The following is a 13,594-nucleotide window of genomic DNA, read 5'->3' on the forward strand; positions in this document are numbered from 1 at the left end:
CTCTTTCTATATACAAAAATGAACCCTTAGCGCTGCTGCGCCCGCGGGTTCAATCATACACGGGAAGCGCGCCGCTTCCCATCACGTTATTATTTTACGTCGACCTGCTGGACGTCGATGCGTTGGGCTTCGTCGAGCATACTGGCTTTAGCACGGATCCGCGCTTCAAGCTGCGCAATCATGTCGTCATTGTCCAGACGATCTTTGCGCACACCATCTTCGTACAGACCGCTTTTGCGGTTACCACCGGTAACACCGAGTGTAGACACCAGCGCTTCGCCAGGGCCGTTCACCACGCAACCGATAATGGACACGTCCATCGGCGTGATGATGTCTTCCAGACGCTGCTCCAGCGCGTTGACGGTGCCAATCACGTCAAACTCCTGACGCGAGCAGGTCGGGCAGGCGATGAAGTTAATGCCGCGCGAACGGATACGCAGCGATTTCAGGATATCGAAACCGACTTTAATCTCTTCAACAGGATCGGCCGCCAGCGACACGCGCAGGGTATCGCCAATCCCTTCGGAGAGCAGCAGGCCGAGGCCGATGGCTGATTTCACCGCGCCGCTGCGTGCGCCGCCCGCTTCGGTAATTCCCAGGTGCAGGGGTTGGTCGATTTGCTTCGCCAGCAGACGATAGGATTCCACCGCGAGGAACACGTCAGAAGCTTTCACGCTGACTTTGAATTGATCGAAATTGAGACGATCGAGGTGATCAACGTGGCGCATCGCGGATTCGAGCAGCGCCTGCGGCGTTGGCTCACCGTATTTTTCCTGGAGGTCTTTTTCCAGCGAACCGGCGTTAACGCCGATACGGATCGGGATGTTCTTATCCCGCGCGCAGTCCACCACCTGGCGGATGCGCTCTTCGTTACCAATGTTGCCCGGATTGATGCGCAGGCAGTCAACGCCATACTCGGCGACTTTCAGCGCAATGCGGTAATCGAAGTGGATATCAGCCACCAGCGGAACGCTGACCTGCTGTTTGATGAGTTTAAAGGCTTCTGCGGCATCCATGGTCGGAACTGAGACGCGGACGATGTCCGCGCCAACGCGCTCCAGCGCTTTGATTTGATTGACCGTCGCCTCGACATCCGTCGTACGCGTGTTGGTCATTGACTGCACGGCGATGGGGGCTCCATCGCCGATCGGCACGTTACCAACGTAAATGCGTGTAGACTTCCTACGTTGAATTGGAGCCTGGTTATGCATGAAAAATCTCCCGCATTGCCCGTCTGTTACTGTGCCGGTGATTGTTCGGCATTGAGGGTCAAACGCGCAACCTGGTTAGTTCTGATAAAGCGGCTGAGATCGACAGGTTTTCCCTGATACTGGATCTGTACCGCTGCCGGAGCGCCGATTTTAAGCTTATAAGGCGCCTGCCCGGTTAAGTTAAGCGTGCCATCTTTGCGTTGCAGGCCGCTGAACAGTTTTTTGCCCGTCGCGTCAGAGACTTCCAGCCAGCAATCGGCATTGAAATTCATCACGATGGCATCCGCGCTGGCGGCCGGCGCGGCAGTCCCCGCCGGATCGGTCGGCAGCGGCGCTGCATCAGTGGTAGCCGGTGCGGTATTGTTGGCCGTGCTATCGACGTTCGCCTGCGATGGCGGCACCACAGCATTCGTCTGGGCGTTATCCGCCGGAGCGGTGGTGGTCGGCGCCGGCATGGCCGGAGCAGAAGTCGTCGGAGCTGGCGATTCCACCGGCGTATTTTGCGCGGTAGCATCCGGCGTTTGCGCAGCACCAGTATCCAGTGGAATACTCTGCTGCGAACTGGTGTCGCTGGCATTCAGCTCGGCAGAAGATTGATCGGCCATACTGGAGATCTCTTCCTGCTGAGCTTTGTGGTTCTGCCACCACCAGGCGCCTGTCAGGCCGATTACCACGAACAGCACCAGCCAGGTAAAGCTCATCAGCCAGCCGTCGCGTCTTTTACGGCGCTTACCTATCGTCATGCCCTGCATCGGCGCGACTTTCGTCATTCGGACTGGCGTCTCTTTGACCGGAAGCAGTTCTTCTTCCGGGATATGCACCAGTCGGGCATAGGAACGGATGTACCCACGCAGGAAAGTTGAAGCCAGATCGGCAGGAGCCTTATCGTCTTCAAGATCGCGAACCGTGGAAACCTTCAGACACAAGCGTTCTGCGACAGCTTGTTGACTGAGTCCGAGTTGTTCACGGGCGTTGCGCAGACGTGCACCCGTGGTTTGTGCTTCATGTTGGTCGTGAGTGGCTTCAGTATTCATTCGCTACAACTGCTGGTACGTGAAATTTAAGAGTCAGGTGCCGGTAAACCCGCACCGCGAAATATCTACCCGATTACTAAACAAGCCTAAGCTGTTGTTGAACCGCTACATACTGCCTCAATCCCGACGGAAACGCACCGTAATTATTAATGCTATTGATGCAATTTACCTAATTCGTCACCTTAAAGAATACCGCGCGCGTCATCCTGAAACACGCGGTTCAGGATCTCAGACGGCTTTCACCGCAATAGGTTCACCTTGCATACGTTTTCGCAGCGTACGTTTGGTACGGTCGATAACGTCTCCGGCCAGCTGGCCACAGGCGGCATCAATGTCATCGCCACGTGTTTTACGCACGATGGTGGTAAAGCCATACTCCATCAATACTTTCGAGAAACGGTCGATACGGCTGTTGGAACTGCGGCCATACGGTGCGCCAGGGAACGGGTTCCACGGGATCAGGTTGATTTTGCACGGCGTATCTTTCAGCAGTTCCGCCAACTGGTGCGCATGCTCAGTGCCGTCATTCACATGGTCGAGCATCACATATTCGATAGTCACGCGACCCTGATTGGCGTTGGATTTCTCCAGGTAACGACGCACGGCCGCCAGGAACGTCTCAATGTTGTACTTTCTGTTGATCGGGACAATTTCGTCACGGATCTCATCGTTCGGTGCATGCAGGGAGATAGCCAGCGCAACGTCAATCATATCGCCAAGCTTGTCCAGCGCCGGAACCACGCCAGAGGTGGAGAGCGTAACGCGGCGTTTGGACAAGCCAAAGCCGAAATCGTCGAGCATGATTTCCATTGCTGGTACAACGTTCGTCAGATTAAGCAGCGGTTCGCCCATCCCCATCATTACCACGTTGGTAATTGGACGTGTCCCCGTCACTTTGGCGGCACCGATGATTTTCGCTGCACGCCATACCTGACCAATAATTTCGGAAACGCGCAGGTTACGGTTAAAGCCCTGCTGTGCCGTTGAGCAGAATTTACACTCCAGCGCACAACCAACCTGTGAAGAAACGCACAGGGTGGCGCGATCATCTTCAGGAATATAAACCGTTTCAACGCGTTGATCGCCTACCGCGATGGCCCATTTAATGGTGCCATCAGAAGAACGCTGTTCTTCGACGACCTCCGGGGCGCGAATTTCCGCGACCTCTTTTAATTTGCTGCGCAGCACTTTGTTGATGTCAGTCATCTCATCAAAATTATCGCAGCAATAATGGTAAATCCATTTCATCACCTGATCGGCACGGAAAGGTTTTTCACCTAAGTTTTTGAAAAACTCGCGCATTTCCTGGCGGTTTAAATCCAGCAGGTTGATTTTGGCGTCCTGGGAAGGCACCGTCAGAGCGGCAGTATCAGGCGTGACAATTTGTTCAGACATAATCTATTCCGGCCTCGTTATTACACGTTATGGCCCCTGGAGGGTTAAAAAGAAACGCCCCGCAAAATTCGGGGCGCTGTATTGTACAAATTATGGCGCATGAATGCCACGTCTGCACGCGGCATTCATGAAAATCATTAGCGAGTGCGCGGGCACACTTCGCCTTCGCCGAAGAAGAAGGCGATTTCGCGCGCAGCGGATTCAACAGAATCAGAACCGTGAGTGCCGTTTTCAGTGAAGCTGTCTGCGTAGTCCGCGCGTAGGGTACCTGCCAGCGCGTTAGCCGGGTTGGTTGCGCCCATCAGGTCACGGTGACGCTGTACCGCGTTTTCGCTTTCCAGTACGGAAACCACGATCGGGCCGGAGGTCATGAACTCAACCAGACCGTCGAAGAACGGCTTACCGTCGTGTTCGGCGTAGAAACCGCGAGCCTGTTCAACGGTCAGGTGCAGCATTTTGGTGCCAACGATTTTAAAGCCCGCGGCTTCAAAGCGAGAGAAGATATTACCAATTACGTTTTTTGCTACCGCGTTTGGTTTGATGATGGAAAAAGTACGTTCAATAGCCATTGATAACCTCTGGTGATGTTCTGTTGTTTTACGCATGACGCGGTATAAATCTGGCGCGAATTATAAAGAGCAAAAATGCCCTTGCCTATGGATTAAGGTAACATTTTTTTAAAATAAGACGAGTTTCAGCAACAGATCACATCGCAAGGGCAAAAAATAGTCTATTGCAGCGTGAAAGTGGCGGTAACAGTTTGCCCCGTCTCGTCCATCACCAGCAATTGATAATCGCCCGGTTGTTCAAGCGATAATGTCGTGCTGGCTCCTGTTTCTTCCAGCGATTCACCATTGACAAACCACCAGCGTCGCCCCTCGCCGCCGCTGGTCTGCAGGACCAGCGACACGCGATGTGCGCCCGGCAGACGTTTAATGACTGTGCCATTACGCACACCAGACAGTACCAGCGGTGCGGCGTTCTGCTGCTGCAGCGGTGGACAATCCGCTGATGGCGCTGGCAATCGCGCCGCCCGTCGTTCACCCGCAGGCAGCCATGGCTCTAACGGCAACGGCCAGACCTGCAACATTTTTTCTTTCGCGTCCGGGCAATCTGCCGCCACCCGCTCACCTTTCGCATTGACCCATACCGGGAAACGGATACCGCGCACCCCCTCCTGCCCAGGCAATAACAGTGTCGGCGGCTGGCTGTTATCCACCAGCCAGGTGGATAACCGACGCCGGCAGTTACTGTCGCCATCCGGCAGCGTTTGTCCACCAGGCCAGCATACCGTCGCCGCACTGACGGTCGACGGGCGCGGATCTTCCGGTAATCCGCCTTTGATAACTGACGCACGGGAAAGCAGCAGGTTATTGACCTGATTCAGCAGCGGTACCGCGCTGACGAAACCAAACTGTCCGACAACAGGCGTCCCATCCGGGCGCCCGGTCCAGATGCCAATCACATAGCGCGCATTGACACCAATCGCCCATGCATCACGGTAGCCGTAGCTGGTACCGGTTTTCCACGCCAGCGGAACCGTTTTTGGTAGCGAGGCATCCGGCAGTGGCTGTTCTTCCCCGGCGAGAATGCGGCGAATGATCCACGCGGAACCGGGGGACAATAGCGGGCGCTCACGCAGCGGATCGCTGGCGAGCAGGCGTAGCTGTCCCGCTTTTCCGTGCCGGGCAAAGGCGCTGTAGGCGGCGACAATATTCTCCAGACGTGCGCCCGCGCCGCCCAGAATCAGCGACAGATTCGGCTCCGCCCCGGCAGGCAGGATCAGCGGCAGGCCTGCGTTGCGCAGACGACCAGCAAACTGTTTCGGGCCGTAGGCTTCCAGCACCTGCACGGCTGGCAAATTCAGGGAGCGCACCAGCGCGTCGCTCATGCTCACCGGGCCATGAAAGCCACTGTCAAAATTACCGGGGCGATAGTCGCTGAAACGGCGCGGCACATCCTGCAATAATGAAGCCGGGTGGATCAGCCCGTCATCCAACGCCAGCCCGTAAATAAAAGGTTTCAACACCGACCCGGGCGAACGCACCGCCGATACCATGTCGATATGACCAAAGCGGCTGTTGTCAGTGATATCTACAGAGCCCACCCAGCCCCTGACTTTCATACTGGTATGATCAACGACGACAATTGCCAGAGAGCTACGTGGCGGTAAACGGCTTTCCTGATTCAGCGCGATCTCTTCCAACTGGCGTTGCAGGCTGGCATCCAGGGTGGTGTCGATTTTTGTGCCCTGGCTTTTCGCCAGCACGCGGCGGGAAAACAGCGGCGCCAGTTGCGGCATCTGCCGGGGCGCGAGCCATACCGGCTCCTCACGCGCTTCTTTAACCACAGTGGCTGACCACACGCCCTGCGCCAGCATGCGGTCGAGCACTTTATTACGCGCCGCCTGTGCGCGTTGCGGCCAGCGGTCAGGACGCAAGCGGCTGGGCGCCTGCGGCAGAACCGCCAGCAGCGCCGCATCGGAATAGCTGAGCTGCGATGGCGGTTTGCCCAGATAGGACCAACTGGCGGCGCCGATCCCCTGTAATGTGCCGCCGAACGGCGCACGGTTGAGATACAGAGTGAGGATTTGTTGTTTCGACAGATGCCATTCGAGTTGCAAAGCGCGCCACAGCTGGCGGAACTTACCTCCGAAAGTGCGGGGATGCGGGTCAAGCAACCGCGCCACCTGCATGGTCAGCGTACTGCCGCCGGAGATCACCCGCCGGGCGGAGAGATCCTGCCAGGCTGCGCGGGCGATCGAGAAAGGATTGACGCCGGGATGCTCCCAGAACCAGCGATCTTCATACTGGATCAGCGCTTCAAGATAATGCGGAGAGACATCGTTGAGGGTGACCGGATAACGCCAGATGCCGTCGGTATCAGCAAAACGCCACAACGGCGTACCGTCTTCCGCCACCACCACACGCGCGGGCGCCACTTCGTTGAGCGGCAGCGGCCACAAGCGATCGGCGGCAACGATCAGCAGCCATGCCAGCAACAAAAATCCCGCCAGCCAAAGCCAGCGGGTCTTTTTAACGGGCAAAAAGCGCATATTACGGTGCGACGATCAACGGTCCACTGCCCTGACCGTTCGCCCGCCACTGTGGAACATACATCGACTCCACCTGCGGAACCGGCACCTGATATGTCCCCGGCGTAACGGCGCGCGCCAGATACACCAGTGTGACGGGTTGCCCTTCATTCACCGCAACGGCCGCGACAAAACGGTCATCACGGAACTCGATATGCTGGATGTCCGCCTGCTGCATCTGATTAAGCAGATTCTGCACCTCGGTGCCGTTATCCTGCAGGCTGGCGCTGCTGTTCGCCAGATTCTGGTTTTCCAGCTCCAGCCCGGCAGGTAGTAAATCCACGACCAGCGCATCCGGCACATTCTGGTTCGCCGTCACCTGCAGATGCACCAGCACCAGATCGCCACTACGTAACGACGTCAGGGCTTTCGGCTGCCCGTCGGTTCCCAGGAACTGACGTTCAATCTGCAGGACATTGCTGTAGGGTTGCGGCGCGTTTTCCGGATAACCGGTACTGTCGAGGCGCACCCACAGTGGCTGTGTTCCGATGTTAGACACCTGCAGTGCCGCCAGTTGATCGCTGGTCAGATTACGGTTCTGCGCTTTCTCACCGGTCAGCGGCTGCGCATCCAGTGACGTTTTCGCCTGCCAGTGGCCAGGGAAGTCCTGCAGCCCTTTCGCTGCCATGAACAGGGCGTTCATCTCCTGCGTTGAGAGCCAGCGTTGACCGAAGGCCTGTTCAGAGAGTGTCACGAGTAACGCATTTTGTGCGTCAGGCCGTACCTTGTTTTCTTCCAGCAGATTCAGCATCAGCGCATTATCACGCAGCGCGCTGCCGTAATCGGCTATCCAGCGCTGCTTGCCCTGCCGCGAGGTGGTTAATGCCAGTGCAATCGCCTCTTCGCTGCGCGGCCCGTCCCCCATCGCTTTCAGCGCGAGACCGAGTTGCATCAGCGGAAGACCTGCACGCGCCCTATCGTGACGTTCCCATATTTCACGCAATGCGCCCAGCGGCGCCTTCTGCTGACGTGCCAGCACCAGTGCCGCATAGGCCTGAACAGCAAAGCGGCTGGCCTGGATATCATCGCTGTAGCGAATGGTCATCAGACCCGGCTCCTGCAGATAACGCAGCAGGCGGTTATTCCCCTGCGTCAGTGCCTCAGCAGGCACGCTGTAACCCTGCTCGCCAGCGCGCACCAGGAAATCCATTACATACGCGGTCAGCCAGTATTCCTCCGGGCCTTCTTTGTCCCACAATGCAAACCCGCCGTCGTCACGTTGCATTTGCAGCAGACGCGAGATGCCGACATCTACCGCCGCACGGCGTTTTTCGTCACTGTCACCGGCAATGCCGAGATTTTTCAGTTGTGCCGCATTGGTGTACAGCGACGGGAACAGCCCGCTGGTGGTCTGCTCCAGACAACCGTAGGGATACGCCTTCAGTTCACGAATGTAGCGCGCAATGTTGAGTGGCGGTTTACCGCTCAACAATAACTGGCCTTCAAGCGTCGCAGGTGAAAAGCCACCGAGATGGTTAGCCGGTGCAGTCCAGCTTTCACCCGGTTGCAGCGCGCCCCACGAACTGACGGTTTCCGCCGGGAATGCCGGACGCACGCCCAGTTTCCACGTTTTGTTGACTGGCACCAGCGTTTCGCCTGGCAGCTTCAGCCCGGTAATCACCGCACTCAGTACGCCATCACCAAAGCCCTCTTTCGCCCGTACTGGCACAAACAGAGTCGTGCGCACGCCTGGCGCCAGATTGACAGGCTGTGGTTGCGCGCCTTCCATGTCGATAAGCCCCGAGGCGGTAAGCTGCACGCTGAGCATTTGCGGTGCATCGGTAAGGTTGGTGATATCAAGCACCAGCCGCGTCGTATCGCCACTGGCGATGAAACGCGGCATGCTGGCTTCAGCAATCACCGGCGCGGCAACCACCACTTTGCTTTCGGTACTGCCAAAATCATCGTCATTCCACGCCTGCGCCATGACGCGCAGTTCACCGTTGAAATCGCCGATCGGTAGTGTCACGGTACCTTCGCCGTTGTCGTCAAGCATTACCGGCTGTGCCTGTTGCGCGACAATATTCACGTGGTTCACCGGCGGTTTACCACCACGTTTTAATTCGTCGCCGTCCCCACCAAAGCGCAGGCTGGCAAGACGCCCTTGTCCTTCGATGACCTGACCGTAGATATCGTAGATATCAGCGCCATAACGTTTCTGCCCAAAGAAGGCGTTCCATGGATCAGGCGTAACGTAGTCGGTAATATTCAGCACACCGCTATCCACGGCGGAAAGCAGAACGTTGACCTGCTTCGGCGTGACGCCATCTTTCGTTGTGGCTTTCACTTTCACCGTCAGCGGTTGATTCGGACGCATTTTGGCCGGACTTTCCAGCGCGATATTCAGGCGACGGTTTTCATCACCCAATGGCAGGTGCAGCAGCCCCACCGCGCGTTTTGGCGTCGCCGATTTTGACTTGTCGCCCGGGCGGATCACCAGCGTGCTGAGGTATATGTCGTGGCGATTCCAGCGTTTATCGACCGGAATGGAAAGATCCATGCCTCCCTGCGGGACGTCAATCTCCTTCCACCACAGCGGACCTTCGCTCGACTCCACCATCGCGTAGCCCTTACCAGCAGCCGGTGCCGCAATGTTCAGCCTGATGGTATCGCCGGGTTTATAGGCGGGTTTGTCGAGCTTCATGGTCACGCGGTCCGGGCGGGCGGCGCCAGTCCCGTCGCTGTTATCCTGCCAGCTGTATCCGGCCCAGAAACGAACGCTACTGACAGTATCGTCCGGCGCTTTCACTTCCAGACGGTAAGAACCCCATTCCACCGGGAACGAGACTTTGCCGGTTTCATCGGCTTGCAGATCCAGCGCCTGCTCACCTTCCACCAGATCTTTTTGATCAAACTGCGACTGCCAGCCATCACTGTCAGACCAGTTCCAGTAGTAATCACGACGCTCACGAATCAGGCGTACCTGCAAACCCGAAACCGCCAGCTTTTTCCCCTGCGCATCAACATAAACAATGTCGAACGCGGCATTGCTGTCTTCATCCACAATGGGCTGATTCACGGTGGTGTCGGTGCGATAGTCATAGACCGCTTTGGCCGCAAATGCAGGGCGGATCCCCGGCAGCGCCGTTGCCGGCCAGATGGGCTGTTCTGCGCGTCGCGTAACCGGACGCCCGCCAGACTCCAGCAGGCTCGCCTGCAGTACCACCTGCAACGGCGAATGGCTCTCTTTCCACTGGCTTTCAGTGCTGACTTCACCATGCCCGGTGTCATCCAGCTTCAGTTGAATTTCATCCAGCGTACGGGAGAGGTTTTCCTCGGCGATGTCACCAAACTGGAACCCTGGCAGCGCAGGCACCGCCTCACGCAGCGGACGCAGGAACAGTTTGCCCTGCAATGCGTTACCGTTGGCCGGCGCACCATAGAGATAGTAACCGGCGACCTCAAATTTCACCTCGTCAGCAGGCGACAGTGGGGTTTTCTGCGGCGTCAGGTTGAGCGCCATCCGCTCCGGCATAAAGTCTTCGACGTGGAAATCCCATACTCTGGCCTGGTTATCGCCGGTGTTAGCGCGAATCTGCCACATACCGGTGGCCGCGCCGCTGTCGAGAGGATACGTAAACTGATAAAGACCATTAACCGGTTTGCTGATCACTGTGCGGATCACCTGGCCGTCCGGCTTCACCACCTCCAGTTTAACTGGTTGTTCCATCAGCGGTTTGCCGTCGCTGTCACGCAGTAACCCATTAAGGATGACTGTCTCACCGGGGCGGTAGAGATCGCGCGGGCCAAACATGAAGAATTGCTTGCTGTAGCCCGGTGCGCCTGCAATGGAAAACTCGGCGAGATCCAGTGCCGGCAGTTTAAGATCGAGCATCGTGGTCTGGCCGTCTTTGCGGGCCAGCAGTATCGCCACGTCCTGATCGACCTTCAGCGTAACATGGCCCTGCGCATCGCTGGTGGCCTGCGATATCGTCTGACCGCGAGAATTCAGGAGTTGCACATCAATACCGGGCTGGGCTGCGCCATTTTCCAGGCTCTGAGTAAACACATCAAGGCGGTCATGATAACGGTGCGCCGACACGCCAAGATCGCTCAGCGTAAACAACGTCGCGGCATTACTGTAGTTGTAATGCCCTGCCTGATTCATCACCGCGACATACACGCCAGGCTGTTGCAGCGGCTTGATGTCACGCAGCGGCAGGAGCAGTTTTTCCCGCGTATTGCGCTGTGGGTTGAGATCAAAACGGCCGGTATAAACCAGGTCCGCCATTTTCAGAAGCTCATCAGACTCCCAGTTGGTCAGTGCGTTGCGGTATTCCCACTGGCTGATAAACGAAGAAAGCAGTTCCGGTTTGATGCGGAAGAAATTCACATCAACGTTATTGACGTTGAGCGCCATGACCGGCAACCCGTCCACTACTTTCCCCGGCAGTAGCGAGCCGCGGCTGGCAAAACCCACGCTCGGTTGCACATCCCGGGTATTGATGGTTTTTTCGATACTGGTGCCGAGCGTGGCGTTGTTCAGCGCCACCAGCCCGGGATCGACGGTCAATAACAGCTTACGTTTCGGCTCAAGGTGACGCAGACGCAGTTCTTTCAGATTCGGCGACAGTTCCCATGCGCCATCCACCTTACCGCTGGTTTTGTCGACCAGATGCACACTGCGGGAGAAATCCTGCTCCGGCTGTAGCGGCACCGAGAAGGTCAGCACCAGCGTCGCGGCGCCATCCATCTGCACTTCGGAGGCGTCCAGCATGGTGAGCGATTTCCCCTGACTTTGCGCGGTCAGTTTCGCCAGCGTCGCGCTGTCGGGTTTCGCGGGCGTTTGCGCTGCGGGTTTTTCCGCTGCCGGGGCTGGCGTGGCGGCAGGCGTGTCCGAAGACGATGGTGTCGCTTTCGGCGTATCATCGTTGTCACACCCGGAAAGAGAGAATGCGGCGATCAGCGCCAGCGAGAGCGCTGCTAAACGTAACGGTTTCATCCTGTAACCTCGGGTTATTGAGCCGGTTTGATCTTTTAACTCAGTATTATGCGGGAATCTCGCTTTTACCAGTAGCAGCAAACCTGTCAGATTTCAGTCTTTTTCAGACCGGAGATGCCTTCTGTGTGACCGCATAGCGAATTAGCGGGTTGCAGGCTTGTCGATATTCAGAAAAACATCGACAATTCGGGGGTGATATTTTGCGGGAGGCAACCATGACGACTTCATACTTTGTCGCAGCCGACTGGCTGGCCGAGCATATTAACGATTCAGATATTCAGATCCTTGACGCCCGTCTGGCCCCTCCGGGCCAGGAGCACCGTGACATGGCCGCAGAGTACCGGGCGGGTCATCTTCCGGGGGCGGTTTTTTTTAATATCGAAGCCCTTTCTGATCGAACCAATCCCCTTCCTCATATGCTGCCGCGCCCGGAGGCGTTTGCCGTCGCCATGCGCGAGCTGGGCATCAGCAACGACAAACATCTGGTGGTGTATGACGAAGGCAATCTCTTCTCTGCGCCGCGCGCGTGGTGGATGCTGCGCACTTTTGGCGTTGAGCGCGTGTCAATTCTGGCAGGCGGGCTCGCGGGCTGGCAGCGCGATGATCTGCTGCTCGATAAAGGCGACGTTACCCTGCCGGAAGGTGATTTTGAAGTCGCCTTTACCGGCGATGAAGTGATGCGGTTGACCGATGTGTTGCTGGCAAGCCACGAAGGCTCTGCGCAGATTGTTGATGCGCGACCGGCGCCCCGTTTCAACGGGCAGGCGGATGAGCCTCGTCCAGGGCTGCGTCGCGGGCACGTCCCTGGCGCGAAAAACGTGCCGTGGGGCGATCTGGTGATTAACGGTGAACTGAAAACGACTGATGAGCTGGAAGCGATTTTCGCCCGTCAGGGCGTGGATTTGCACCGCCCAATCATTACCAGTTGTGGTTCCGGTGTGACCGCCGCCGTGGTGGCGCTGGCGCTGGCAACACTGGAAGCGGATGAAGTCGCGCTGTATGACGGCTCCTGGTGCGAATGGGGTGCGCGGGCGGATCTCCCGGTCGAACCAGCGAAATAATTTGTCCGGCGGCGCTGCGCTTGCACGGCCTACGATCTGTAGGTCGGGTAAGCGCAACGCCATCCGGCAAACCACATCAGATAATGCGATTGGTTTTGAAATCGCGCAGGAAGCCGCCCCAGCGGCGTTCATAGAACGGTGTGATGTGTTCGGTAATAAAGTGACTGATGCCCTTCTCACCTTTCACCACCTGGCAGATATCAATCGGCTCATCACCCGGCAATGTGTCAGTTGCCACGCTGCCTGCGGCATGAATGATCTCTTCGATATCGCCATCCGCTTCAATGCCAATCAGCAGCACCGGCTGCTCGTCCGCGGTCTCTTTGATGGAGCACAGAAACGCGCGTTTCACCGGTTTGATGGTTTTAAACAGCGTCGTCAGGGAGTCGATCATCTGCGCAGGTGGCTCCGCCACTTCCGACAACAGTAACGACGCCCCGCCTTCCCGCACTTCCTGCGTGTGCAGCGGATGCCCTTCGTCGCCAATTAACAGGCTGATTTCCCGCGGCGTGAACTCTTTCCCGGTTGGCAGTTTAGCGTTGAGAAACAGGGTTTCGCCGAGCGTCATTTCAAACAGAGTACGCACCGGCATGACGACAAAAGCCTGTTCCTCTTCTACTGCCTGTTGTAAGGCTTCAAGCGAAGTGAAGAACGGGATCACCGTCGCACCATCTTCTTTTTCCCAGTGCTGTAAATCCAGTGCGCTGTCTTCCACCACCGCGTCGCCTTCTGCCGCGGTACCAGGCACCCAGACAGTAGACTCCAGCAGGGTGCGGAAAAACGCCGGACGATGTGCCGGCTCTGTGGCAGCCTGTTCCAGCAGCGTTTCTAATTCGTTTTTGGTTTCAGCCATAACA

Annotated in this window: 8 protein-coding genes; 1 reads left to right on the forward strand and 7 read right to left on the reverse strand. The window is 57.2% G+C overall.

Annotation, left to right across the window (positions count from 1 at the left end; all coding sequences use genetic code 11):
- Nucleotides 1-89 precede the first annotated feature (89 nt).
- From ispG to GTGU_RS11705, 6 genes are all read right to left on the reverse strand, one after another.
- The gene (gene ispG / locus GTGU_RS11680) at nt 90-1,211 is read right to left on the reverse strand and encodes a flavodoxin-dependent (E)-4-hydroxy-3-methylbut-2-enyl-diphosphate synthase (RefSeq protein WP_038157051.1); all 1,122 of its coding nucleotides are present in this window, start codon (nt 1,209-1,211) and stop codon (nt 90-92) included.
- A 26-nt stretch (nt 1,212-1,237) separates the two neighbouring features.
- Nucleotides 1,238-2,245: a cytoskeleton protein RodZ gene (gene rodZ, locus GTGU_RS11685; RefSeq protein ID WP_038157053.1), complete on the reverse strand. Its 1,008-nt coding sequence runs from the start codon at nt 2,243-2,245 to the stop codon at nt 1,238-1,240.
- Between the two features lie 228 nt (nt 2,246-2,473).
- Nucleotides 2,474-3,640 (reverse strand): dual-specificity RNA methyltransferase RlmN, encoded by a 1,167-nt coding sequence (gene rlmN / locus GTGU_RS11690; protein ID WP_038157055.1) that lies wholly within the window; start codon nt 3,638-3,640, stop codon nt 2,474-2,476.
- 137 nt (nt 3,641-3,777) lie between these two features.
- A complete protein-coding gene (gene ndk / locus GTGU_RS11695) occupies nt 3,778-4,209 on the reverse strand; it encodes a nucleoside-diphosphate kinase (RefSeq protein WP_038157060.1) in 432 nt (143 codons plus the stop codon).
- A gap of 161 nt (nt 4,210-4,370) precedes the next feature.
- The gene (gene pbpC, locus GTGU_RS11700) at nt 4,371-6,695 is read right to left on the reverse strand and encodes a peptidoglycan glycosyltransferase PbpC (protein ID WP_038157062.1); all 2,325 of its coding nucleotides are present in this window, start codon (nt 6,693-6,695) and stop codon (nt 4,371-4,373) included.
- A 1-nt stretch (nt 6,696) separates the two neighbouring features.
- Nucleotides 6,697-11,676 carry an alpha-2-macroglobulin family protein gene (locus GTGU_RS11705; RefSeq protein WP_038157065.1) on the reverse strand — a complete coding sequence of 1,660 codons (4,980 nt, stop codon included), beginning with the start codon at nt 11,674-11,676 and terminating at the stop codon, nt 6,697-6,699.
- Nucleotides 11,677-11,891: 215 nt separating this feature from the next.
- Between GTGU_RS11705 and sseA the strand changes: the two genes are divergently transcribed.
- Nucleotides 11,892-12,737, forward strand: a complete 846-nt coding sequence (gene sseA / locus GTGU_RS11710) for a 3-mercaptopyruvate sulfurtransferase (protein ID WP_038157068.1) — start codon at nt 11,892-11,894, stop codon at nt 12,735-12,737.
- Nucleotides 12,738-12,813: 76 nt separating this feature from the next.
- On the opposite strand, the gene sseB is transcribed toward sseA, so the two are convergent.
- A complete protein-coding gene (sseB, locus tag GTGU_RS11715; protein ID WP_038157070.1) occupies nt 12,814-13,590 on the reverse strand; it encodes an enhanced serine sensitivity protein SseB in 777 nt (258 codons plus the stop codon).
- Nucleotides 13,591-13,594 lie beyond the last annotated feature (4 nt).

This window comes from Trabulsiella guamensis ATCC 49490 (assembly GCF_000734965.1).
Lineage (GTDB): Bacteria > Pseudomonadota > Gammaproteobacteria > Enterobacterales > Enterobacteriaceae > Trabulsiella > Trabulsiella guamensis.